22 protein-coding genes are annotated in these 22,043 nt (G+C 67.0%); 8 read left to right on the top strand and 14 right to left on the bottom strand.

The window, feature by feature from the left end; all coding sequences use genetic code 11:
* Positions 1 to 3: 3 nt before the first annotated feature.
* Together ACQPYS_RS15215 and ACQPYS_RS15210 are read right to left on the bottom strand one after the other, a co-directional pair.
* Positions 4 to 1,029 carry a methionine ABC transporter ATP-binding protein gene (locus ACQPYS_RS15215; RefSeq protein WP_433489917.1) on the bottom strand — a complete coding sequence of 342 codons (1,026 nt, stop codon included), beginning with the start codon at positions 1,027 to 1,029 and terminating at the stop codon, positions 4 to 6.
* Positions 1,026 to 1,898 carry a MetQ/NlpA family ABC transporter substrate-binding protein gene (locus tag ACQPYS_RS15210; RefSeq protein ID WP_433489916.1) on the bottom strand — a complete coding sequence of 291 codons (873 nt, stop codon included), beginning with the start codon at positions 1,896 to 1,898 and terminating at the stop codon, positions 1,026 to 1,028. The genes ACQPYS_RS15215 and ACQPYS_RS15210 overlap by 4 nt, the downstream gene beginning before the upstream one ends.
* A gap of 354 nt (positions 1,899 to 2,252) precedes the next feature.
* Between ACQPYS_RS15210 and ACQPYS_RS15205 the strand changes: the two genes are divergently transcribed.
* On the top strand, positions 2,253 to 2,525 hold the full coding sequence (locus ACQPYS_RS15205) for a hypothetical protein (protein ID WP_433489915.1): 273 nt from the start codon (positions 2,253 to 2,255) through the stop codon (positions 2,523 to 2,525).
* Positions 2,526 to 2,649: 124 nt separating this feature from the next.
* Positions 2,650 to 3,150, top strand: a complete 501-nt coding sequence (locus ACQPYS_RS15200; protein ID WP_433493049.1) for an SRPBCC family protein — start codon at positions 2,650 to 2,652, stop codon at positions 3,148 to 3,150.
* Positions 3,151 to 3,200: 50 nt separating this feature from the next.
* Here ACQPYS_RS15200 and ACQPYS_RS15195 read toward each other — a convergent pair whose 3' ends face one another.
* From ACQPYS_RS15195 to ACQPYS_RS15185, 3 genes are all read right to left on the bottom strand, one after another.
* Positions 3,201 to 3,593 (bottom strand): hypothetical protein, encoded by a 393-nt coding sequence (locus ACQPYS_RS15195; RefSeq protein ID WP_431938092.1) that lies wholly within the window; start codon positions 3,591 to 3,593, stop codon positions 3,201 to 3,203.
* Positions 3,594 to 3,881: 288 nt separating this feature from the next.
* Complete coding sequence (locus tag ACQPYS_RS15190; RefSeq protein WP_433489914.1) at positions 3,882 to 4,853, bottom strand: hypothetical protein; 972 nt, start codon at positions 4,851 to 4,853, stop codon at positions 3,882 to 3,884.
* Between the two features lie 71 nt (positions 4,854 to 4,924).
* Positions 4,925 to 5,149: a hypothetical protein gene (locus tag ACQPYS_RS15185; protein ID WP_433489913.1), complete on the bottom strand. Its 225-nt coding sequence runs from the start codon at positions 5,147 to 5,149 to the stop codon at positions 4,925 to 4,927.
* 207 nt (positions 5,150 to 5,356) lie between these two features.
* Between ACQPYS_RS15185 and ACQPYS_RS15180 the strand changes: the two genes are divergently transcribed.
* Positions 5,357 to 6,544, top strand: a complete 1,188-nt coding sequence (locus tag ACQPYS_RS15180) for an alpha/beta hydrolase (protein ID WP_157107088.1) — start codon at positions 5,357 to 5,359, stop codon at positions 6,542 to 6,544.
* A 46-nt stretch (positions 6,545 to 6,590) separates the two neighbouring features.
* On the opposite strand, the gene ACQPYS_RS15175 is transcribed toward ACQPYS_RS15180, so the two are convergent.
* The 3 genes from ACQPYS_RS15175 to ACQPYS_RS15165 all read right to left on the bottom strand — a co-directional run bounded on the left by ACQPYS_RS15175 (position 6,591) and on the right by ACQPYS_RS15165 (position 9,721).
* Positions 6,591 to 8,165 carry a DHA2 family efflux MFS transporter permease subunit gene (locus ACQPYS_RS15175; RefSeq protein ID WP_431938095.1) on the bottom strand — a complete coding sequence of 525 codons (1,575 nt, stop codon included), beginning with the start codon at positions 8,163 to 8,165 and terminating at the stop codon, positions 6,591 to 6,593.
* The gene (locus tag ACQPYS_RS15170) at positions 8,162 to 8,644 is read right to left on the bottom strand and encodes a MarR family winged helix-turn-helix transcriptional regulator (protein WP_431938096.1); all 483 of its coding nucleotides are present in this window, start codon (positions 8,642 to 8,644) and stop codon (positions 8,162 to 8,164) included. Before ACQPYS_RS15170 ends, ACQPYS_RS15175 begins: the two co-directional genes overlap by 4 nt.
* A gap of 153 nt (positions 8,645 to 8,797) precedes the next feature.
* Positions 8,798 to 9,721: an alpha/beta fold hydrolase gene (locus ACQPYS_RS15165; protein WP_433489912.1), complete on the bottom strand. Its 924-nt coding sequence runs from the start codon at positions 9,719 to 9,721 to the stop codon at positions 8,798 to 8,800.
* A gap of 206 nt (positions 9,722 to 9,927) precedes the next feature.
* Here ACQPYS_RS15165 and ACQPYS_RS15160 point away from each other — a divergent pair, with 206 nt between their 5' ends.
* Positions 9,928 to 10,254, top strand: coding sequence for a histone-like nucleoid-structuring protein Lsr2 (locus ACQPYS_RS15160; RefSeq protein WP_431938098.1), 327 nt, complete (start codon positions 9,928 to 9,930; stop codon positions 10,252 to 10,254).
* Positions 10,255 to 10,257: 3 nt separating this feature from the next.
* Here the strand turns inward: ACQPYS_RS15160 and ACQPYS_RS15155 are convergent, their stop codons facing one another.
* From ACQPYS_RS15155 to ACQPYS_RS15145, 3 genes are all read right to left on the bottom strand, one after another.
* Complete coding sequence (locus ACQPYS_RS15155; protein ID WP_433489911.1) at positions 10,258 to 11,136, bottom strand: SAM-dependent methyltransferase; 879 nt, start codon at positions 11,134 to 11,136, stop codon at positions 10,258 to 10,260.
* Between the two features lie 295 nt (positions 11,137 to 11,431).
* The gene (locus tag ACQPYS_RS15150; protein WP_431938100.1) at positions 11,432 to 12,316 is read right to left on the bottom strand and encodes an SAM-dependent methyltransferase; all 885 of its coding nucleotides are present in this window, start codon (positions 12,314 to 12,316) and stop codon (positions 11,432 to 11,434) included.
* A gap of 66 nt (positions 12,317 to 12,382) precedes the next feature.
* On the bottom strand, positions 12,383 to 12,838 hold the full coding sequence (locus ACQPYS_RS15145; RefSeq protein WP_433489910.1) for a hypothetical protein: 456 nt from the start codon (positions 12,836 to 12,838) through the stop codon (positions 12,383 to 12,385).
* A 716-nt stretch (positions 12,839 to 13,554) separates the two neighbouring features.
* Between ACQPYS_RS15145 and ACQPYS_RS15140 the strand changes: the two genes are divergently transcribed.
* From ACQPYS_RS15140 to ACQPYS_RS15130, 3 genes are all read left to right on the top strand, one after another.
* Positions 13,555 to 14,448, top strand: a complete 894-nt coding sequence (locus ACQPYS_RS15140; RefSeq protein ID WP_063034601.1) for a helix-turn-helix domain-containing protein — start codon at positions 13,555 to 13,557, stop codon at positions 14,446 to 14,448.
* Positions 14,449 to 14,698: 250 nt separating this feature from the next.
* Positions 14,699 to 16,057 (top strand): M20/M25/M40 family metallo-hydrolase, encoded by a 1,359-nt coding sequence (locus tag ACQPYS_RS15135; RefSeq protein WP_433489909.1) that lies wholly within the window; start codon positions 14,699 to 14,701, stop codon positions 16,055 to 16,057.
* 21 nt (positions 16,058 to 16,078) lie between these two features.
* Positions 16,079 to 16,606, top strand: coding sequence for a YbhB/YbcL family Raf kinase inhibitor-like protein (locus ACQPYS_RS15130; protein ID WP_030520006.1), 528 nt, complete (start codon positions 16,079 to 16,081; stop codon positions 16,604 to 16,606).
* 49 nt (positions 16,607 to 16,655) lie between these two features.
* Here ACQPYS_RS15130 and ACQPYS_RS15125 read toward each other — a convergent pair whose 3' ends face one another.
* Together ACQPYS_RS15125 and ACQPYS_RS15120 are read right to left on the bottom strand one after the other, a co-directional pair.
* On the bottom strand, positions 16,656 to 18,488 hold the full coding sequence (locus ACQPYS_RS15125) for an AMP-dependent synthetase/ligase (RefSeq protein WP_433489908.1): 1,833 nt from the start codon (positions 18,486 to 18,488) through the stop codon (positions 16,656 to 16,658).
* Positions 18,489 to 18,710: 222 nt separating this feature from the next.
* Complete coding sequence (locus ACQPYS_RS15120; protein WP_433489907.1) at positions 18,711 to 19,805, bottom strand: carbohydrate kinase family protein; 1,095 nt, start codon at positions 19,803 to 19,805, stop codon at positions 18,711 to 18,713.
* Between the two features lie 767 nt (positions 19,806 to 20,572).
* On the opposite strand from ACQPYS_RS15120, the gene ACQPYS_RS15115 reads away from it, so the two are divergent.
* Entirely contained in the window at positions 20,573 to 20,953 is a 381-nt protein-coding gene (locus tag ACQPYS_RS15115) for a hypothetical protein (RefSeq protein ID WP_431938104.1), read from the top strand.
* 13 nt (positions 20,954 to 20,966) lie between these two features.
* Here ACQPYS_RS15115 and ACQPYS_RS15110 read toward each other — a convergent pair whose 3' ends face one another.
* Positions 20,967 to 22,043: a quinone-dependent dihydroorotate dehydrogenase gene (locus ACQPYS_RS15110; protein WP_063034932.1), complete on the bottom strand. Its 1,077-nt coding sequence runs from the start codon at positions 22,041 to 22,043 to the stop codon at positions 20,967 to 20,969.

The following is a 22,043-nucleotide window of genomic DNA, read 5'->3' as shown; positions in this document are numbered from 1 at the left end:
TCGCTACCGCTGGTCGAGTTGGGCGATCACCTTGTCGACGGCTTCGTCCGGGCCGTCGAGTGCGAGGGTGATACTGCCGAAGGTCTTGTCCTGGAGAGTGCTCACGCCGCCGTACACCACCTCGAAGCCCACGCCCGCCTGCGCGGCGGTGGTGAGGGCGGGGCCGATACCCCGCGCATCGTCGATATCGACGGTCACCAGCCGGCCCCGGTGCAGTTCGTCGAGGCGGCGGAGTTCGTCGGGGGCGGGGCGATTGTGCGACACCGTGTCGACGAACGATCGGGTCGGCGCGGACTGCGGGGCGGCGAACACGTCGAAGGTATTCGCCAGCTCCGCGATCCTGCCTTCGGCCAGCACCGCGACCCGATCGGCGACCGCGCGGATCACATCCATCTCGTGTGTGATCACCACGATGGTCACCCCCAGTTCGGTGTTGATCTTGCGCAGCAGGCGCAGCACTTCACCGGTGGTTTCCGGGTCCAGCGCCGAGGTGGCCTCGTCCGCCAGCAACAGCGACGGCGAGGTGGCCAGCGCCCGTGCGATACCCACCCGCTGCTTCTGTCCACCCGAGAGTTGGTCGGGGTAGCTGCGGGCCTTGTCGGACAATCCGACGAAGTCGAGCAGCTCGGCGAGTCGCTCCTTGCGTTTCGCGCGCGACCAGCCCGCCACCTTCAGTGGGTATTCGATGTTCCCGGCCGCCGTCCGGGAGCGGAAGAGATTGAACTGCTGGAAGACCATGCCGATATCGCGGCGGAGCTGCCGCACCCGCGCCTCCGGCACCCCGGTGATCGGGGTGCCGGAGATCTCGATGGTGCCGCTGGTGGGCTTCTCCAGGGCGTTGATGAGCCGAACGAGAGTGCTTTTACCGGCCCCCGAGTAGCCGATTACGCCGAAGATCTCGCCCTTCTCGATCCGGAGATCGATATCGGACAGTGCCGTATCCGCGCGCTTGCCGGTGCGGAAGACCTTGGTCACCGACCGGAATTCGACCGCCGGTACCGCGGACTCCGGACCGGCCGCCTCGCTCACTTCCCGTCGCGGATCGTCTGCTGGACCCGCTGCAGAATGGGCTCGAGCTCGGTACCGCTGCGCCGGACCTCCACCGAGGTGCTCTTGGAGGATTCGGAAACCGCCCGCTGGACCTCGGGATCGTGCCAGATCTCGACCAGCCGCTGGTATGTCGGGTCGGACTTGTCCTCGGCCCGCGTGACGAATGCGTTGATGTACGGTTCGGCCCCGGGACTTGTCGGATCGTCCTTGTACAGGGCCGAGAGCGGATCGACGCCGGAGCGTTCGAGATAGGTGTTGTTGATGATGGAGCCGTCCACCGAGGCCAGTGACAGCGCGGTCTGCGCCGCGTCGACGGGGGTCACCTTCACCTTGGACGCACCCCGGTCGATATCGGCGGGGGAGGGCGCCCGGGTGTCGGAGGACAGTTTCACCAGACCTGCGGCCTCCAGGACGAACAGTGCGCGCGCCTGGTTGGAGGGGTCGTTGGGAATGGCGATCTGGCCGCCGGCGGGGATATCGGCGACCGACTGGTGTTTCTTCGAGTACAGGCCCAGCGGGACGATCTGAGTGGCCCCGATCGGGGTCAGGTCCGCATTGTTGGCGACATTGTATTCGCCGAGGAACTGCAGGTGCTGGAAGAGATTGACGTCGATCTGCCCCTGCGCGAGGGCGATATTGGGCTGGGCGTAGTCGGAGTAGTTGGTGATCTGCAGGGTGATGCCCGCATTCCGGGCCTTCCGCTCGAACACGTCCCATTCCGGAGTGCTCTCGGTGGTACCGATCCGCACCACACCCGCGGAGCCGGCATCACCCCCACCGCAGCCGGTGAGGGCGAGTGCCGCAGCGATGGTCAACGCCGGTATCGCCAGTACTCGTGGGAATTTCAACGCCTGCTCCCGAATGCTCGTGGCCGTATGGACTCGACCATCCAAGCGGCGGGTACCCGGGCCCGGCAACGGTTGGGATTGTGCTGAACGAAATCCTGGCCGGAGCCGGCGGTGACCGCCAGGTTCTGCACAGGATGCGAGGTCGTGACGTCGAATCTTCGAGTACGACGATTCGGCCGTACTGCGGGCCACCCCCGTCGAACTGGAAGCCACGTTCCGGGACGGCCCGGACCGCGGCGAGTTCTTCGGCCCACCCACCGGCGGCCCGCCGCGGGTGACCACCGGAAGTCGATGCGGTAGGGGCGAGTTTCGAGAATCTGGCCGCCACCGATTTCTTGGGTCACGCCGGGCTCCATGGCACAGTTCCCGACCGGGCCGCTGGTGCCCGCCGGCCTGGCCGGACAGGTCGTGGCGGTACCCGGATCGGCCTCGGTGCATCCGGCTCAGCCGGCGTTCGTCGGTGTGGGCGCGGGCCGGGTCCTGCTCCAGGGCTTCCCGGCCGCGGGCGACAACACCCGGCTCAGCGCGGAGATCACCGCGGAGGTGGATCGGGAGCTGGTCACCGGCGGGGGTGTGGTCATAGCAAGTTCGATTGCCACTTCCGAGCCCCACGCTATGGACAGATGACTGGACAGGTGTAACCATCGGTGTACAGCCGGGAGGGCGCGGCTGTATCAACCGACGAGAGGATCCTGCGCATGAGCAACCGGGAACAGGTGGGTGGAAACGGCGGTGGCCGGCGATGAGCCCCCTGCATCCGTGTGAGCGCGTCGGTCTGGAATTCATCGACAACGCTCCCTTGCGGTTCAGCAACAGTGTGGATCTCGCGATCACACCGGCCCAACTGTTCGAGGTGCTGGCCGACGCCGAATCCTGGCCGCACTGGGCGAGCGTGATCACCAAGGTCACCTGGACCACTCCCGAACCCCGGGGCGTCGGTACCACCCGGGTGGTCGATATGCGTGGCGGGATCGTCGGCGACGAGGAGTTCCTGGTCTGGGAGCCGAACACCCGGATGGCATTCCGTTTCAACAGCAGCTCCACCGGTACGCTGGCGGCGTTCGCCGAGGATTACCGCATCGTGGAGACCCCCGAGGGTTGCCGGCTCACCTGGACGCTGGCCCAGCGGCTGGCCGGTCCCGCCCGGTTCACCGCGTTCCTGGCCACCCCGGTGATGCATCTGGCGTTCCGGCGTTTCCTGGGGAACCTGCGCCGCTATACCGATCAGCGCTTCGCGACCGCGCCATCGTGAGCGGTCGAGCCGCGGGCATCGCTTTCCGGTGCCCGCGGCTCGGCGCCCGCTCAGCCCATCAACAGTGAACCCGCCAGCCAGGCGGCGAGTACCAGGACCAAACCGAGCAGTGCGCCGGGGTACAGTGCCCGGCCGCTACGCGCGGCATTGATAGTGGTGGCCGCGCCGATCAGGAAGCCGAAGCAGCCGCCGAGGACGATGATCCAGTTACCCGTGCTCGGATCGGCGCTGCAGTCCGCACGCCCTTCGCACACCCCAGTGGCGAGCAGGAACCAGGGGGAGATCACCACCGAGACGATCGCCAGCGTCGCGAGCAGGAACCACAGCAGTGCCGTGATCACCAGATCGGGCTCCCGGGGCGCGGGAATGGGCGCCCCACGGCCGTAGACGTCGTCGGGGATGGGGGAGACGGGGTAATGGGTGGAGATCTGGTCAGGGAACATATGCCTCGCGATCGCTCGAGCCGACTGGGGGCCGCCGGATAATACTCAGGAGTTTCCCCTGTGCCGCAGCTGATCCGGCACCGCGCGCGACACTACACGGCGCACGGTCTCGGGGCATTCGCTGCCGCGGTATCGACAGCCCTGCGTGATACGAGCAGTGGAGACGGCGATGCGTGCGCTGTACACGGCCGAGGCGCCCGGCCATCCAGGACGGCCGCGCCGGTCGTACCCGGACCGCCGACGGCCACATCGATCCGGAGCCGAGGACCGACCGGCGCCGGACCCGCGTCAACTCTTGGCGGGCCCGGGATCTGCGGCAGTGCTCGGATCGGGCCCGATGTCCGGGGCCGCACTCGAGACCGGAGGGGACGCAGGGGCGGGTTCCGCCGCCGGAGCGGCCGGGGGAGTCGCCGCGGGCTCGGCCGTATAATTCGACGCCGTCTCGCGGGATACGGTGACCCGCCAGGGCATCCGCGGCCCGGTGGCGGTACGCGGCATGGTCGCGACGGCGATCACCGCCGATCCCACCGCGATGATCACCGCCGCGATGGCGGCGGTGGTGATGGTACCGCTGGCGACGTACTCCACTTCGTTCAGACCGGCGACCGGTTTCGACCCGTCGTTGACAGCCCAGTTGATCCAGGAACCCACCTGACCACCGAGGTCCCAGCGGCGGATCGTCATAGTCTTGAGCTGTTTCTGCCGGGCGGTCAGATAGAGCATGTTCGCGATCACCAGCAGCGCGGTGAGCACCGCCCCGCCGGTGGCGATACGGGCGAAACGTTCGGAGTTGGTCGCGATATGGATGGCGATCGCGGCGATGGTCAGCGCGATCATGCTGCTCGAGGCGACCGCCCACGAACCGGTGAGATCCGCGGCGGGTGGTGTGCCCTGCGCGGACCAGACCGTCAGATACCGAGTGGTCGAGTCGACTTGGCCGAACGGCGTCGCCGCGGCCATACCGTCCGGTCCGTGCGCGACCATCCAGTGCTTGAACATGAGGATGAAGACGATGACGCCGCCCAGGGCGGTGATCACATATCCCCATTTGCCGCTCATCGCCGGCGCGGTGCGGATATCCTCGGCGTGTTCGGCCACGCGCCGCAGTCCGGACCGGGCGAGGGTCCGGCGTCGTTCCCAGACCTCCGATCGGGCACCGGCGGATGCAGACGGGCCCGGCTCCGCTGTCGCGGTGCGAACCGTATTCGACGCGGTGTCGCCGTCACCTCCGCTCGCTCCCCACGGGCTCGGTTTGACCATCAACCCAGTGTAATTCTGCGTCCACCACTGGGAACATGCCGCGAATCGGCGGTGGCCGGTGCGATTTCTGTTCAGGCGGCGTCCGACTGGCGGCCGTTCGCCACCAGATCGACCACGACATCGCGGACCACGGTCTGGATCAGCTGGGCGTGCTCATGGAGCGCCACCGGGTCCGGCCCGCCGTCGGCTGCCGGGGCTGCGGTGATCTCGACGAGATCGTTGACGGTATGACAGAGCGCGATCAGGCGTCGCACCATGTCCCGCCGCTCGGCCGGCGGTAGTACTTCGGGGTTCACGTCTCTGTCATCGTCGGTGGTCCCGGAGTTGTTTCGTCCCGGATCCGAGCGCCCGGCCGTTGTCCGCGGCGCACGAACCCGCAGGGCTCCGCCGAGCGCGGGCCGGCCGGTCCGCGATGCTCGCCCGGCCTCGGGCCGGCCACCGGATGATCGGCTACGGTGAGGCCCGATCGGGTCGGGACCACAGCCGGGAGAACGAAGGTGACGATGCGCCGGGCGCTTGTGTCGATGGCGAGTGCGCTGTGCCTGCTCGTGGCCGCGTGCGGCGCGCGTGACGATGCCGACCGGCCCGAGCGCGGCCGCGTCGTCTCGGTGGCGCCCGTCTTCGAGATGACCGCCGCCGAGACCGATGACTATCTCGCCGAGTGGGAATACCCGGTGGCCGGGGCGAACGGTGTCCGTGCCCACCGGGTCGTGTACGAAACAGTCGCGGCCGACGGGACGCCCATCACCGCCAGCGGACTGGTGGTGGTCCCGGATACCGGTGTGCGGCGGTTGCGTGTGGTTTCCTACGCGCACGGAACCACGGTGCGCCGCGACGAAGCACCGTCGGCGGACGGCGAGACCGAACGGGCCCGCACCGTCCAGTTCGCCGCCGCCGGCTACGCGGCGGTCGCCCCGGACTATCTGGGTCTCGGGGAGGGCCCCGGTTTCCATCCCTACGCTCACGCCCCCACCGAGGCCTCCGCCTCGGCGGATCTGCTCTCGGCGACCCGTTCGCTACTCGCCGACCAGGGCCGCGATCTGGACCCGGGCGTGCTGGTAACCGGGTTCTCCCAGGGCGCCCAAGCTGCCCTGGCGCTCGCCCGGGAGCTGAACGACGGAGCGGTCGAGGGTTTCGCCCCGGCCGCGGTCGCCGCGGTGAGCGGCGCCTACGCCGTACAGGAGGTCCAGGCCCCGGCCGCGCTGGACGGCCGGGTGGAGGGTCGGCGGGCGGTGCTGTACCTGGGCTACTGGATCACCGCGATGAACCGGATCTACCACCTCTACGACGATCCGGCCGAGGTGTTCCAGCAGCCCTACGCGCAGCGGATCGACGGACTCTTCGACGGCCGTCATGATCTGCTGGCCGTGTCCTCCGGGCTTCCGGACACCCCGCAGAAATTGCTGACCCCGCAATACCTGGAACTGGCACGTAACCCCACCGGCGCCGCCCTGCGAGCCATGGCCGACAGCGATACCGTGTGCGATTGGACCGCGAAGGTACCGGTCCGGTTGTTCGCCGCCCCCGGGGACCGCAGTGTCCCCTTCGAGAACTCACTGCGCTGTACCAAAGCCGAACTGGGTGCCTCCGCCGAACTGATCGACCTCGGCGATATCGACCACGGCGCCACCATCCGGGAGGCCCTCCCGCGGATTCTCGACTGGTTCCGGAAAACGCAACCGCCCGCCTGAACCGGGTGGTTCGGGGCGGGCGGTGCGGTTCCGGAACGCCGGGAGATCAGTGCATGAGCACCGGGGCCGGTGTATCGGAATCGGACTTCGCCACCGCGCTCGCCTTGCGCGGAAGGAGGACGGAGAAGCCGAGGGTGACCAGGCACAGCGCGAACGCCACCCAGAAGCTGCCGGCGTAGGCGTCCGACATCTCCCCGAGCATGACCGTTTCGAACTTGTCGCCGAGGCTCGCGATGTACTGCAGCACCGACGGATCGGGCTGTTCACCGGTGCGCTGGGCCTCCATCATCGCCTGCCCGGCCGATACCGCCTCGGAGTTCTGCATCCGGTTGGTCAGTACTACCGAGATCACCGCGACACCCACCGAACTGGCGATCTGCTGAATGATGTTCAGCAGCGTGGAGCCGCGTGCTACCTGCGCCTCGTTCAGCGTGCGCAACGCGGCCGTCATCAGCGGCATCATGGTCAGACCCATGCCGAGACCCATGACGAACAGCACGCCGAGCACATAGAAGTAGGAGCTGTCGGCCTCGATCTGGGTGAGCCCGAACATGGTCGCGGTGAGAATCGCCAGACCCACCGGGACCACCCGGCCGACGGGCATCTTGTCCACCAGCATGCCGGCGATCGGCATGGTGAGCAGCGACCCGATGCCCTGCGGCGCGACCAGCAGTCCGGCCAGCAGCGCGCTTTCGCCCCGCACCTGCTGGAAGTAGGTGGGGATCAGCAGCAGCCCGCCGAAGAAGGAGGCGGCGAACAAGAACATCGTGACCGTGGCGACGGTCAGGTCGCGATTCTGGAACAGCCGCAGATCCAGCAGCGGATTCTTGGGCTTGAACGAGTAGAACACGAACGCGACCACCAGCGCCCCGCCGACCAGCATGGTCGCCCACACCTTCGGCGTGGCGACGGTCCCCTCTTCCGGGATGGAGGAGATGCCGTACAGGAACAGCGCGAGACCCGGCGACAGCATCAGCATGCCCACGAAATCGAAGGACTCCCCGGCGCGCGGCTCGTCCTTGGGGAGGATGAACCAGGCGTAGACGAGCGCGATCACGCCGAGCGGCAGGTTGATCAGGAAGATCCAATGCCAGGAGGCGTCCTCGATGAGCCAGCCGCCGAGGATCGGGCCCAGGATCGGGCCGAGCAGCATGGGTACACCCAGGATGGCCATCAACCGGCCCATCCGCTCCGGCCCCGCGGCTTTGGTCATGATGGTCATACCCAGCGGCATGAGCATGCCGCCGCCCAGGCCCTGGATCACCCGGAACCCGATGAGCGCGCCGATGTTCCAGGACAGCGCGCACAGCACCGAACCCAGGGTGAACAGCACCAGGGCGGTCATATAGAGCCGTTTGGTACCGAAACGGTCGGCGGCCCAGCCGGTCAGCGGGATCACGGTGGCGAGTGCGAGCGTGTAGGCCGTGACCGTCCAGGCCACCGTCGAGTAGTTGGCGACGTCGAATTCGGTTTGGAACGTCGGCATCGCGACGTTCACCACCGTGATGTCCAGGATGGACATGATGGCGCCGAGAACCACGACACCGGCCAGTTTCAGGACCGATGCGTCGATTCTGTCCGAAGCCCCCGCGTCGGTCGCGGGGGCTGGGCTTGCGTTCACGAATTGTCTCCTGACGATGCGGGGGGGCACGCCACCACGTTGTGTATGGCCCCGGACTCGAGCACGGCGTTGAGGACCCGTCCCAGGTCCTCCCGTAAAGCCTCGGGCAAGCGGTGGACGACCGTATCGATCGTCGCGCGGTGGACGGCGATCTGATCCCAGGCGAGCCGTTGCCCGTGTTCGGTGGGACCGACGAGCTTGACCCGGCGGTCGGTCGGGCTTTCCTGCCTGGTGAGCAGCCCGAGGCGTACCAGCCGGTCGACATTGCGGCCGGCCGCGGTCATCGACAGGCCGAGTTCGCCCGCGATGGTGTGGATCGGTTGTGGCTCGTGGCGACGGACAACAGTGAACAGCACCCGGGCCTGCGAGAGGGTCAGGTCGAGTTCGGCGAGCCGATCGACGCCCTGCCACCGTCCGGGGTCGCAGACGGCGAGCACGAAGTGCTCGATGAGAGTGCTCGTCTCCGACTCATTTGCCACCGCGCGATCATATGGGCCTCCGTAATAGTTGCGGAAGCGGGAATATCTCGTATGTGACCGGAACCATAGCGGAGCGAGCGGCGGAATCGCACCGGAGTGGGGCGGTCCGATAGGTCCGCAGCGAATAATCACATTCGGGCCCCGGAGATCGAATCAGACCCCGCGCGCCGTGCCGTCCGCGAAGAAGTCCAGCAGCAGCTCCGCCACTCGTGCGGGCTGTTCCAGATGCAGGAAATGTCCGGCTCCGGGTACGGTCACGGCGCTTCCGCCCGTCGGTGCCAGAACCTCGGCCACCCCGGCGGTGAATGCCGGGTGCACAGTGGTGTCGGCGTCACCGTGCAGATACTTCATGGGAACGCGCGGCGCGCCGTCCCAGTGCCGGTGGAGGCCGGCGTAACGGTCGGCCGGCTTCCCGGCGATCCGGACGAACGCGCGATAGTAGGACAGGGCCGCGGTCCGGTGGGCGGCGGTCGGGAGCGCGGCCAGGGTATGGGCGATATCCGTTTCGGCCTCGTACCCCGGTGACCAGTCGTGCCACAACCGGGGTATCAGCCGATCGAGCGAGCGCTCGGAGAGGCCCGGTAGCTGGTTGAACAGGATGTACCAGCTGAACCGTAGCTGCCGCAGGTACGCGCCCACGCCGGCGTCCCGGCGTGGGCGCAGGGCCGGAACCGGCGGGACTGCGAGCGACGCGACCCGGTGGAACGGGCAGTCCGATTGTGCCGCAATGGTGTTCGTGGTGAGTGCGCCCCAGTCGTGACCGATCAGCACGGCGTCCGCGGGGGCGCCGAGTGCGCGATACAGCGCGAGCGCGTCGTAGGCGAGCGCTCCCAGATGATAGTCGCCGTCCTCCGGTACCGCGGTCGGCGCGTAACCCCGGGTGAACGGTGCCACCACCCGGAATCCGCGGTCGGCGAAAGTGGGGCCGAGATGACGCCAGGTCCAGGCGCTGTCGGGAAAACCGTGCAGACACAGGGCGAGTCGGCCCCCCGGATCGCCCCAGGCGAGTGCGGTCATCGACAGGTGCGGTAACCGGAACTCGACTGTCTCGGGCAGATCGGCCTGACGCGCGCCCATGGTTCGTCCTCTCGTTCGGCCCCGTCACGGTAACCCGGGTGGATCGATCGCGCCCCGGCATCGCCAGCCGCGACCGGAGCGGTATGCTCACAACCCCCGGACGAGGTCGCTGTGCCGGCGCTGCGGGCAAGCGCGGTCATTCGCACAGCCGCGGGGTAGCTGATGTCATATCTGGCAAGGTAATCGGTGATCGGAGGAGCAAGCCCATGGCGCGCAAGGTCGTCATCAGTTTGATCGATGACCTCGACGGCGAATCACCCGCGGCCGAAACTGTGGTGTTCGCGTTCGAGGGCGTGACGTACGAAATCGATCTGACCGAAGCCAACGCGGGGGAAATGCGCGCAAGCTTCGGTAAGTGGACCCCGTTCGCCCGCAAGGTGGGTCGGGCCGCGCGGACCAAACGGGAGCGACCGGTCCGGTCGGCCTCGGCGAAGGTGATCCGGGAGTGGGCGCTGCGCAACGGACACGAGGTGTCGACGCGTGGCCGGATACCGGCCGGAATCCTGGCCGCCTTCCGCCGCGTCAACGGGTAGCGGTTACCCGGGTCGATTCCGGTGGTCGGTGCTGCCGCCGGCCGGCTTGTAGGCGACACCACCGACCATGACATGCTCCTCGGGGTACCGGGGCCGCAGCGGCGGACCGGCGGGCCACCAGTCGTCGAGCTGGACCAGGCCCGGCTCGATGAGTTCGAGGCCGCAGAAGTATTCGAGGATCTGCTCGGTGGTGCGATACCAGCCCGAGCCCAGACCTTTTTCGGTGAAACGACGTTCGAGCTCTTTGGCGAGCGCGTGCTGCTGCGGATCCGCCGGGCCCGGATCGTGGAAATGGCTGATCGCGAGATAGGACCCCGGGGGTAGCAGGTCCACGTATCTGTGCATGATCCCGACCGGGTCGAGTTCGTCGTCGACATGGTGGAGCAGCCCGCACAGGATGAGCCCGATCGGCCGCTCCATATCCAGGTAGCGCGTCACGTCGGTGTTGCGCAGCAGGGTTTTGTCCTCGAGGAGGTCGGCGGGCACGAAATGAGTGTTGTCGTTCTGTTCCAACAGCACCCGGCCGTGCGCGTTGCACACCGGATCGTTGTCGACATAGACGACCAGGGCGTCCGGGTTCTGCTGCTGGGCGATCTCGTGCGTATTGGCGACAGTGGGTAATCCGGCGCCGATATCGAGGAATTGGTCGATACCGGCGGTGCCTGCCAGATGCCGGGTGACCCGGTGCAACCAGCGCCGGTTCATGATGGATACATCGCCCTGCCGGGGCGCGACCTCGAGGATCGCCGCGTAGGCGGCACGGTCGACGTCGTAGTTGTCCTTGCCGCCGAGGCTGTAGTCGTAGACGCGGGCGATACTGGCCCGGCTGGTGTCTACGCCGACCGGTTTGCGAACGCCGGTCCGATGCGCCGGTTCGGCCATCTCGACCTTCTCTCTGGACGAAAGAAAAACTGGCTGGATATATGATTCGGGTCACCAAAGCGTAGAACGCGGTGCCGGAGCGAGCAATCGGCGCCGATCGAACTGCGCGAGAAAATGGTTCACGTCGTCGGAGTGGGTCGAGCCTAACCCGGATGGGCGCGCTCGGCACGATATCGGGCCGGGCTGTCCTGTTTGTGAAAACAATTGCGCCTCAAACGGGTTCGATGCTACCGGGTCGTGGCGGTCGCCGGGTGGAAGCCCGGCGCCGGATAGCACCGGACAACAGGGCGATTCGTCAGCCGTTTCCGTTCACACTGCGCAATCGGACTTTCTCCACGGGGCGTTTGTATCCGACCCCACCGATGATCACCTTCTCCTCCGGAAGTCGCGGCCGGGTCGCCGGTCCGGCCGGCCACCAGTCCTCGAGTTCCACTAGCCCGGGCGCGATGATCTCCAGGCCGTCGAAGTACTCGAGCTGCTCGGCGCGGGTGCGGTACCATCCCGAACCCAGCCCCATTTCGGTGAACGCCCGCTCCAGGCGCACGGCCAGATCGTGCAGTTCCGGGTTCTCGTCGTCCGGGTCCCAGAAATTGGTGATCGCGACATACGAGCCGGCCGGTAGCCGGGCGATGTATTCGCGCATGACCCGCGCCGGTTCGAGTTCGTCGTCGACGTGGTGCAGCAGCCCGCACAGGATCACCGCGATCGGCCGGTCCATATCCAGGTACTGCAGCACGTTCTTGTTCTCCAGCAGAGTGTTTTCCTCGAGGAGATCGCCGGAGACGAAATGGGTGTTCTCGTTCTGTTCCAGCAACACCCGGCCGTGCGCGTTGCACACCGGATCGTTGTCGACATAGACGACCGTGGCCTCGGGGTTCTCCTGCTGCGCGATCTGATGGGTATTACCCACCGTCGGCAAACCGGCGCCGATATCGAGGAATTGATCGATGGCGGCCGGTCCGGCCAGATAGCGCACCACGCGGTGGAGCCAGCGCCGGTTCATCCGGGAGACGTCGCCCTGCCGTGGCGCGATCCGCTGGATCTGCTCGAAGGCGGCGCGGTCGACATCGTAATTGTCTTTGCCGCCGAGACTGTAGTCGTAGACCCGGGCGATGCTGGGCCGGGTGGTGTCCACCCCGACCGGGACACGAACCCCGGTCCGAGGAGCCGGTTCGGCCATGAATACCTCTCTCTACGTTGCGAATCGAACAGGGCGATGTTAAGCCGTCCACCCGGCGGCGTCTCCTCAGGCGTCCGTACTGCGCTCGAGGACCTTGCCCGGCAGCCAGCCGCCACCCAGATGCGTGACCCGCCACCAGTCGATATCTATCACCAGCGCGGTGACAGGCGTGGCGAAGAACGGTTCGATCTGGGGTTCCTTGCGCAGCAGTGCCCGGAAGGTCTCGTCCTGGCCGGCTCCCTCGCGCAGGGTGGCCGTGCCCAGGCCCTGGGCGAAGGGATCCGCGATCCCGCCCGGCACGACCTTCACCCCCACATTGGGGTTGGCCTTGAGCTGGTCCAGGGTCCGGCCGCCGTTCTCGAGGATGAGAGTGAGGCGGAAGAGGTCGTCGTCGAGGTTGGCGAAGAAGGCGCTCGTCGCCCAGTTGACTCCCTTCTTGGACGTGGCCAGGTCGATACTGGAGTGGCCGAGGACTTCGGTGAGTTTCGCGCGGATCTCGGTGGTGGGGACTGTGTCGGACATTCGGGACCTCCAACTGCATGGTGCGGTGACGGGAAAGCGGCCGGACACGACCGCATCGGCCGGGCCGAGAGGTGACCCGGTGGTGCGGCGATATGCGCGGCGGTCGGTGGCGGATGCGCGCGGCCGGGTCCTGTCCGTCGGGACGTACGGTGGATGCGGACTGCCTCGACGGGGACGGCCGGTTCCGGTCGACCACGGACCACCCTATCGGGCCGTGCCCGATCCGTCCGGATGAGCGCTCCCGCCGTTGAGTGCGAGAAGCGTTGCGGACCAGGTGAATACGCGCGGCCGCGAGCCGATCGTGGGAGTTGGCCGGCGCCGGACGGCACGGCCGGTTCGTCTTCGCGAGCCGGCGGGACCCGCGCTATGCTGGGAACAACTCCTGGGGTACTCGCTCCTGCTGCCGATGCCCTCATCGGTGTCGTCTCCCGGGTCGTCGCGGTACAGATGAAGCCGGACGTCGTGTCGTGGGGGAGTTTACGCAACGAAACCTGATACCGCGTGCAAACAGGAAGATGATACGGGTATGCGGCACTGTAGGATTCGACCGGCACGTCCGCGGCAGCCGGTTGCCGCGCAACTGCCGGCCTCGTCCGGAGCGGGCGCGTTACCGAAATATGCGTGTACCGGATAGTAGGCTTGCCTGCCGACCGGTGCGGTTCGGCGGTGGCGGGCGCCGTACGATGCAGCACAGCACGAACTGGCCAGAGGCGACCATGACACACGAGCGAGACGATTCCGAAACCCCGGATCAGGCGGAAGCCGATCGCGGGCCCACCGTGCTACGTATCTCGCTCGGCAGCAGGTTGCGCCGTTTGCGGGAGGCGTGCGGGATCAGCCGCGAGGACGCGGGTGATCACATCCGCGGTTCCCATGCCAAGATCAGCCGGCTCGAGCTGGGCCGGACCCGGTTCCGGGAGCGCGATCTGCTCGACCTGTTGAAGCTCTACGGGGTCGACGATCCGGAGAAGCTGGCCGTCTACCTCGATCTGATGAAGAAGGCGAATGATCCGGGGTGGTGGCAGCCCTACAACGATGTGCTGCCGAACTGGTTCGAGAACTATATCGGTCTGGAGCAGGCCGCGACGACGATCCGCACCTATGAGGCACAGTTCGTGCCCGGCCTGTTGCAGACGGAATCCTACGCCCGGTCGGTGATCACGCTCGGTAACGACGACGAGACCGAACGCCGGGTCGGTATACGGATGCGCCGCCAGGACATCCTGAGCCGTGCCGCAGCGCCGACTCTGTGGGCGGTCGTGGACGAGAACGCGCTGCGTCGCCCGATCGACGGCTATCCCGAGTTGCGGGATCAGATCGAACATCTCATCGCCGCCTCCGACCGGCCGAATGTGAAGATCCAGGTGCTGCCCTATTCGGTGGGCGGCCATCCGGCGGCCGGTGGTTCGTTCAGTATTCTCCGGTTTCCGGAACCCGAACTGCCGGACATGGTCTATATGGAGCAGCTCACCACCTCGCAGTACCTGGAGAAGAAGCAGGATGTCGAGGTGTATATGACGGTGATGAACAAGTTGAGCGTTATCGCGCTCACCCCGGGGGAGAGCCGGGACTATCTGCGTAAAGTGCTCTCCGAACTGCCCGCCGAGTAGGCCCGGGCCAGCGGGGGAGGTTTACCGGCATCCGGTGCCGGCCGGGGGAGCGGCGTATCGACCGACCGGACCCCGCCGCGGGTTTCGAGGTCCTGCGGTTCCCATACGGCACGTCCTGTCGCATCGACTCCGGCATCGAGCATCGACCGTTTAGAATGGACATACGTAGATATGCGCATCTAATCATGGATCGCCCAACATCGGTTGCACCGAAAGGAAGCAAGGACACCCGGGATGGTAGGAAGGGGCTGTGGCCGCTACAGGTGAAAATTCGGGTTCTGCTCGTTCTCGTGCCGTGGCAGAGGTGGTGGAGCTGGTCAGCATGCTGATCCGGTTCGATACCTCCAATACCGGCGATCTCGCGACCACCAAGGGCGAACGAGAGTGTGCCGAATGGGTGGCGCGGCAACTGGAAGACGCCGGATACACCACCGAATATGTGGAGTCCGGGGCACCGGGCCGCGGCAATGTCTTCGCGCGGCTGCCGGGTGCCGACCCGAGTCGCGGCGCACTGCTGCTGCACGGACACCTCGATGTGGTGCCGGCGCAGGCGGCGGACTGGAGTGTGCACCCGTTCTCGGGCGCGGTACAGGACGGTTACGTCTGGGGTCGCGGCGCGATCGATATGAAGGACATGGTGGGGATGATGCTGGCGGTGGCCCGCCAGTTCAAGATCGAGGGGACGGTGCCGCCTCGGGACCTGGTCTTCGCCTTCCTGGCCGACGAGGAGAACGGCGGGAAATGGGGATCGCAGTGGCTGGTGGAGCACCGGTCCGACCTTTTCGAAGGCGTCACCGAGGCCGTGGGTGAGGTCGGCGGTTTCTCGCTGACCGTCCCGCGCCCGGACGGCGGCGAGCGGCGCTTCTATCTGGTTGAGACGGCGGAGAAGGGGCTGGGCTGGATGCGGCTGCGCGCGAAGGCGCGCGCGGGGCACGGTTCGTTCCTGCACGAGGACAACGCCGTCACCATCCTGGCGGCCGCGGTGGCACGTCTGGGCACTCATACGTTCCCGCTCGTACTCTCCGATTCGGTCGCCGAGTTCCTGGCCGCGGTTTCGGAGGAGTCCGGGCTGGAGTTCGATCCGGGCAGCCCCGATATCGAGGGCACGCTGGCCAAACTGGGGTCCATTTCCCGGATCATCGGCGCGACCCTGCGCGATACCGCCAATCCGACCATGCTGAACGCCGGGTACAAGGCGAATGTCATTCCGCAGACCGCGGAGGCGGTGGTGGACTGCCGGGTGATCCCGGGCCGGCAGGCCGCGTTCGAACGGGAAGTGGACGAACTCATCGGTCCGGATGTGGAGCGGGAGTGGATCACCAAACTCGACTCCTACGAGACGACCTTCGGCGGTCATCTGGTGGACGCGATGAACGCCGCGATACTGGCCCACGACCCGCAGGGCCGGACCGTCCCGTACATGCTATCCGGAGGCACGGACGCGAAAGCCTTCGCGGATCTGGGTATCCGGTGTTTCGGGTTCGCGCCACTCCGGTTGCCGCCGGAGCTGGATTTCGCGGCCCTGTTCCATGGTGTGGACGAACGTGTACCGGTCGACGCGCTCGAGTTCGGCACCGAGGTGCTGGAACACTTCCTGTTGCACAGCTGATCCGATTCGAAAGAGGAGAACATGGCCGACAACCCCTACGACGCCCTGCCTTCGGTTCCGTCGTTCACCCTGACCTCTACCGATGTATCCGACGGTGCGCCGTTGGGCAACGCTCAGGTCAGCGGTGTCTTCGGTGCCGGCGGTGCGGATGTGTCGCCGCAGCTGAGCTGGTCGGGATTCCCGGCGGAGACCAAGAGCTTCGCGGTGACGGTCTACGACCCCGACGCGCCGACGGCTTCCGGTTTCTGGCACTGGGCGGTGGCGGATATTCCCGTATCGGTGACGGAGCTACCCGCCGGGGCCGGTAGCGAGGGCGGCGAACTGCCGTCCGGCGCGGTGACGCTCCGTAACGACGGCGGGTTCGCGGGGTATGTCGGGGCGGCCCCGCCGGCCGGACACGGTCCGCACCGCTACTTCATCGTGGTGCACGCGGTGGATGTGGACTCGCTGGGCGTGCCGCCGGAGGCTTCCCCGGCATTCCTCGGGTTCAACCTCTTCTCGCACACTCTGGCGCGGGCGATTCTGGTCGGCACCTACGAGCAGAAGTAATTTCGCGCGGTGTGGCGGCCCCGGCGATTCCCGCCGGGGCCGCTGCCGTTCACCGGGGCCGTACCTCGATCACGGTCTCCGGTGGTGCGTCGGCGCGGAGCGCTTCTATCTGTGCCGCGTACTTCGTGGCGATCGGCGCGCGTTTGAGTGACATCTTCGGGGTGAGTTCGTCACCGCCGGGTTCCCAGACCGTATCGACGATGGTGAATCGTTTGATCTGCTCCACCCGCGAGAGTTTCGTATTTCCCGCCGCGACCGCCGCCCGCACGTCCTCGATGATCTCGGGTCGTTGTGCGAGCTGCGCGATATCGGCTGCCGCGGCGTCGATCTCCTTGGCCCGCACGGCCGCCATATCCGCGTCGAGCACGATGAGCGCGGTGATATACGGCTGGGCTTCGCCGAGTGCGACAACCTGACCCACCAACGAGGAGGCCGCTTTCACGGCGTTCTCGATATTGCTCGGGGCGATGTTCTTACCGCTCGCGTTGATGATCATCTCTTTTTTGCGGTCGATGATCCGGAGATAGCCGTCGGGATCGAGGGCACCGATATCGCCGGTGTGCAGCCACCCCTGCGCGTCGAGCGCCTCCACGGTCTTCTCGGGCATACCGCGGTAGCCGTGGGTGACGATCTCGCCGCGCACGAGGACTTCGCCGTCTTCGGCGAGGCGCAGTTCGACACCGTCGACCGGGCGGCCCACCGAGCCGGGGCGGGGCTTGTCGAGTTCGGTGTAGGTGGCGACACCGCTGGTCTCCGACATTCCCCAGACCTCGGAGACGCAGAACCCGAGGCCCAGGAAGAATTCGAGGGTTTCCGGTGGAATGGGTGCGGCACCCGAGGACGCGACGCGGAGGTCCGCCAGACCGAGGGCGGCGCGCACCTTGGCGAGGAGCAGTTTCTCGGCCGCGCGGTGCTGCAGATCGAGCAGCGGGCCGCGGCCGGTGCCGGCGAGATCGGCTCGGGCGGCGGCGATTCCGGTGGACACCGCCCACTGCGCGATGGCCTTCTTGGCGCCGGTTTCGGCGGCCAGCTTCGCTTCCACGCCGCCTTTGATCTTCTGCCAGACCCGCGGCACGCCGAAGAACACCGTGGGCCGGGCGTCCGGGAGCGCGGCGGCGATCTCTCGGGGGTCGGGGACGGTGGTGATCTGGATCCCGGTGACGAGGTTGATGGCGTGTCCGGAGATGCGGTCGGCGACATGCGCGGCGGGCAGATAGGACAGGGCGCGGTCGTCGAGCCCGACATCCATGGGACCGCTGTTCAGCGCGATGATCTGAGCGAGCACATTGCGGTGGGTGAGCTCGACTCCCTTGGACGGGCCGGTGGTGCCGGATGTGTAGATGACGGTGACCAGATCGCCGGGTTCGACGGCCCGCCACGCGGCCTCGAAGTCGAAATCCGGGTCGGGCGCGGCTTCCAGGTCCGTCAGGGCGGTGGTGCCTTCCGCGGGCCCGTCGACAACGACGATGTGGTCGAGCGGCACCCCCGCGGCGCGAACGGTGTCGAGGAACTGCTGTTCGGTGACGACGATCTTGTTCTGGGCGTTGGTGAAGGCATGCGCGACCTGCTCGGGGGAGCAGGTGTTGTAAACGGAGAACGGGGTGGCGCCGACGTGCAGGGCGGCGGTGTCGACGAGGTTGAATTCGGGCCGGTTGGTGAGCATCACGCCGAGGGTGTCGCCGCGGGCGAGGCCGAGTGCGGACAGTCCGGCGGCGAGCGCCCGGACCCGGTCGCCGTACTCGCGCCAGGTGATCTGCCGAGTGCCGCCGACGGTGCGCAGTGCGACCGCGTCGGGGCGCAGGGTGATGGTCTGCTGGAAGGCGGCGGGCACGGTGCCGACGAGGGCGCCCGTGCGGTGCCGGTAGACGATATCTGTGGTCATGGTCCGATCCCGGTGCTGGATGCCGCGGACCCGGGTATCACCGGTACCGCCGAGACGGTTACCGCGGCAGTGATGTGGATCACTATGTTACCGAGCATTCGGTGTCCGGGGTGCGAAATCGCCTGCGTGCGCAGCGGAAGAAGAGGCCGAGTGAGATGCGCTGTGGCGTTCGGCCCTGAGGTCGATAGCAATCTCCCAGGGCCACACGCCCGTACGCCACTCTCAGTGGCTCTCGGATGTCAGGCGAATGATCCGATCCACCTCGTCGACGGTCGGCATCGTGCCGGGTATATCCCCGGCGAACGCCTGTGTCGCGACCATGGCGGCGGTTGCCCAGGCAAAGTCGTGTTCCTCCGCGAAACGGCGCTCTGTGTCCAACCGTCCTTCGTCCCCGGCCACCGACAACAGGCGATAGAGGAGGGCGCCCACGAAGGCGGATCGTGAGCCTGGGATGTCTGTGAGTGCCGCAGCCTGCATTCGGGGGATATCGAGTGTGAGGCGGTCGGAGCGAACGGTGCATCCGAAATCTTCGACTACGCATACAGCCCTGGCGCCGAGCATTCGCAGCTGCTCCGCGATATGAGGACCCGATCGAGCGGGGACTTCGGGAACGAGGTAGTCGAGTTCCCGGAGCGAACCGATCAGATAGTCCACATAGGGCAAATACCGATAGAGGACCTGTGGAGAGTCGACCTTCGCGGAGGTGACGAGTACCGGTGGGCGGTCGGCCAGGGCTTGGACGGTGCTCAGGGCCTGTTCGATTACCGGAAGCGGAGGCTCCAGGGTGATGAGAACAGCATCGGAATCCGCGAGGGCGGATCTGACGAGCGGAGCAGTGAGTTCGGTATCGGTCAGCCGGATTCGGTCATCGGTGCATGCGATGGTGCCGGTGACACCAGTACGACTCACGATCAGGGCGGTGATCGGCGTGGCCGCCTTCGGGACGACCTTCACCAGCGAAGTGTCGATGTTTTCGGATCGTAGGTAATCAATAATGCGTCGGCCGCCCTCATCATCGCCGACGGAAGCAATGAACCTGACGTTGATGCCCAGGCGTGCCGCAGCGATGACACAATTGAGTCCCTTGCCGCCCGGATTTGCTGTGAAACGCCCTCGGGCGAAACCGCGAGCGTCTGGGATGGTATCTACCTGGTAGACGTGGTCGATCACCGCATCACCGATGACCGTGAGGGTCCCGGTACTCGCTCGTGCAGGGACACGGCCGTACATGTCGTCGCTGTGAACTGCGCCGGTGACAAGTAACGCGGCGAGAGCGGTGAAGGCACGGCGTTCGGGGGTCGCGCGGAGAGAACGCACAGTGGGAGCCGGCGGTATGGGGTCGGCTGCCGCGAGTTCGTGTAACCGACGCCAGTGCGCCGCGAGGTATTCACGGCGTGCACCGAGGTCCTGGGAGTAGAGCGCCGCGCGATCGATATCGTGCCCTTCTCCCTCCAGGAGCCCGAGGGACAATTCGGCGTCCGTGATCACACGGTGAGTGGGCGGCAACCGGCGGGCGTGTTCGCGTACGACCGGGAGGACGGCTTGGGGCCGGGTGGTGTCGTGGTCTTCCGCGTATCGCCTGACCGCAGGGAGGTCGAGGAGGGGGCGTATATCGATTTCGGTTGTCCGCAGCCGCTCCAAGCTGAGGCCGGAGCGTTTGCAGAGCCGGGTGAGGATATTGCGGATCGCGACGATTGCCGTGTCGTCGTGAGGAACCATATGGCACGCCTTTCAGCTGGTCCGTCGCCGCTCGGGGTTTCAGCACCCTCGCTAATGGCAATAACCATAGTGCAAAGGGCGTTTGACATCTGCATTGACCGGTAGACCGTCAAATGACAGACTTGAAAGACAGTTTTCCCTCGATCCAGAGGACGGGAGGGCCTGGTGATCGCAGTGAGGAAATCCCTGGTCAGAGGACGTCGTTACGAGGCACGGCGAGGTATGGATCGAGCTGGCGCGGACCCCGAGCCATCTTCTGTGTAGATGCGCCGAGCGTGTCCTGATCCACATTCCCGACGGCAGCGATGCCGTGCCGGCCGTTTCACCGGCCCGGTCTCGGTGCCGAGCCCCCTGAGGAGGCAGCTGTGACCATCCACATCACCGACTGGCTGATGACCAGCGGTATCTCCCCCGAATTCGCCGAACGCGTGCAGACCCGGCACGGTTCGTGGTGGCGGCTGAGCTGGCTGCCCGACCGTGACCTGTCGTTCGAACAGGCCTATGCCGGTATGTCCGTGGACGAGACCCTGTCCGATCCCGGGTTGGTATCCGACGAGACAGCGCTGACCCGCGCCGCCGAATCGGTGGAGCAGCTCGGGCTGGTATGGGAGCAGGTGGTCGTGTTGCTGGCCAACCGGGTGGAGGCCCGGATACTGGAGGCGCGGTTCCTGCACGATCGGCTACCGGCGGGCGCTGTCCCGCACCTGGGCGGCCCCGGCGCCCTCCGCAGCGGTTCCGCCGCGTGAGTGTCCGCTCCGCTCAGCGGTGCGCGGCGTGGCCGGCGCCCACGGCGTCGGCCAGGCTGCGATAGCCGCCGGCCCGCAGCCGCGCCGCGATTCCCCGGTGGATGTTCCGGGTCCACAGCGGACCGCCGTAGATGAAGCCGGTGTAGCCCTGCAGGAGCGAAGCCCCGGCGAGAATTCGTTCCCATGCCTGATCAGGGGTTTCGATCCCGCCCACCGAGACCAGCACCAGCCGGTCGCCGACCCGGGCGTACAGCCGTCGCAGCACTTCCAGCGAGCGGTCGGCGACCGGGGGACCGGACAGTCCACCGGCCCCGATCGCGGCGACCTCGGCGGGGTCGCTGGCGAGGCCGGTGCGGCCGATGGTGGTGTTGGTGGCGACGATGCCGGCCACGCCGAGTTCCACCGCCAGATCGGCGGCCGCGTCGATGTCTTCGTCGGACAGGTCGGGGGCGATCTTCACCAGTACCGGCACCCGCACGCTGTCGAGCACGGCGGCGAGGACCGGGCGCAGTGATTCCACTGCCTGGAGATCCCGCAGCCCCGGGGTGTTGGGCGAACTGACATTGACGACCACGAAATCGGCGAGCGGGCCCAGCAGCCGGGCGCTGGTGGCGTAGTCCTCGGCGGCCTGGGCGGCGTCGACCACCTTGGTCTTGCCGATATTCGCGCCGATCGGCACGGTGGTCTTCCGTCCGTGCAGCCGGGCGGCCGCGGCCGCGGCACCGTGGTTGTTGAAGCCCATCCGGTTGATCAGGGCCCGGTCGTCGGGCAGCCGGAAGAGGCGGGGCTGTGGGTTACCGGGCTGCGCGGCGGCGGTGACGGTCCCGATCTCGGCGAACCCGAAGCCGAGTGCGCCCCAGGCGTCGACTCCCGTCGCGTCCTTGTCGAATCCGGCGGCCATACCGAGCGGGGCGGCGAACTCCACCCCGAACACGGTGGTCCGCAGAATGGGATCGTCCACACCGAACAACCGGTGCAGCAGTGCCCGGGTGGGGGCGAGCGCGGTGGCCGCGCGGATCACCCCGAACACGAGGCGGTGGATGCGTTCCGGCGGGACCAGGAACATGACTCGCAGCAGTAACCGATACAG

The sequence above is a fragment of the Nocardia grenadensis genome (genome assembly GCF_050942415.1).
Taxonomy (GTDB): Bacteria; Actinomycetota; Actinomycetes; order Mycobacteriales; family Mycobacteriaceae; genus Nocardia; species Nocardia grenadensis.
Note: the sequence above shows the minus strand (reverse complement) of the source record. Positions and strands in the feature narration are given on the sequence as shown.

What these genes read in the sequence shown, in the direction of transcription:
- ACQPYS_RS15205 (WP_433489915.1), top strand. Translation starts at nt 2,253, where the DNA reads ATGGCACAGTTCCCGACCGGGCCGCTGGTGCCCGCCGGCCTGGCCGGA.
- ACQPYS_RS15195 (WP_431938092.1), bottom strand. Translation starts at nt 3,593, where the DNA reads ATGTTCCCTGACCAGATCTCCACCCATTACCCCGTCTCCCCCATCCCC.
- ACQPYS_RS15190 (WP_433489914.1), bottom strand. Translation starts at nt 4,853, where the DNA reads ATGGTCAAACCGAGCCCGTGGGGAGCGAGCGGAGGTGACGGCGACACC.
- ACQPYS_RS15180 (WP_157107088.1), top strand. Translation starts at nt 5,357, where the DNA reads ATGCGCCGGGCGCTTGTGTCGATGGCGAGTGCGCTGTGCCTGCTCGTG.
- ACQPYS_RS15165 (WP_433489912.1), bottom strand. Translation starts at nt 9,721, where the DNA reads ATGGGCGCGCGTCAGGCCGATCTGCCCGAGACAGTCGAGTTCCGGTTA.
- ACQPYS_RS15160 (WP_431938098.1), top strand. Translation starts at nt 9,928, where the DNA reads ATGGCGCGCAAGGTCGTCATCAGTTTGATCGATGACCTCGACGGCGAA.
- ACQPYS_RS15155 (WP_433489911.1), bottom strand. Translation starts at nt 11,136, where the DNA reads ATGGCCGAACCGGCGCATCGGACCGGCGTTCGCAAACCGGTCGGCGTA.
- ACQPYS_RS15150 (WP_431938100.1), bottom strand. Translation starts at nt 12,316, where the DNA reads ATGGCCGAACCGGCTCCTCGGACCGGGGTTCGTGTCCCGGTCGGGGTG.
- ACQPYS_RS15145 (WP_433489910.1), bottom strand. Translation starts at nt 12,838, where the DNA reads ATGTCCGACACAGTCCCCACCACCGAGATCCGCGCGAAACTCACCGAA.
- ACQPYS_RS15140 (WP_063034601.1), top strand. Translation starts at nt 13,555, where the DNA reads ATGACACACGAGCGAGACGATTCCGAAACCCCGGATCAGGCGGAAGCC.
- ACQPYS_RS15130 (WP_030520006.1), top strand. Translation starts at nt 16,079, where the DNA reads ATGGCCGACAACCCCTACGACGCCCTGCCTTCGGTTCCGTCGTTCACC.
- ACQPYS_RS15125 (WP_433489908.1), bottom strand. Translation starts at nt 18,488, where the DNA reads ATGACCACAGATATCGTCTACCGGCACCGCACGGGCGCCCTCGTCGGC.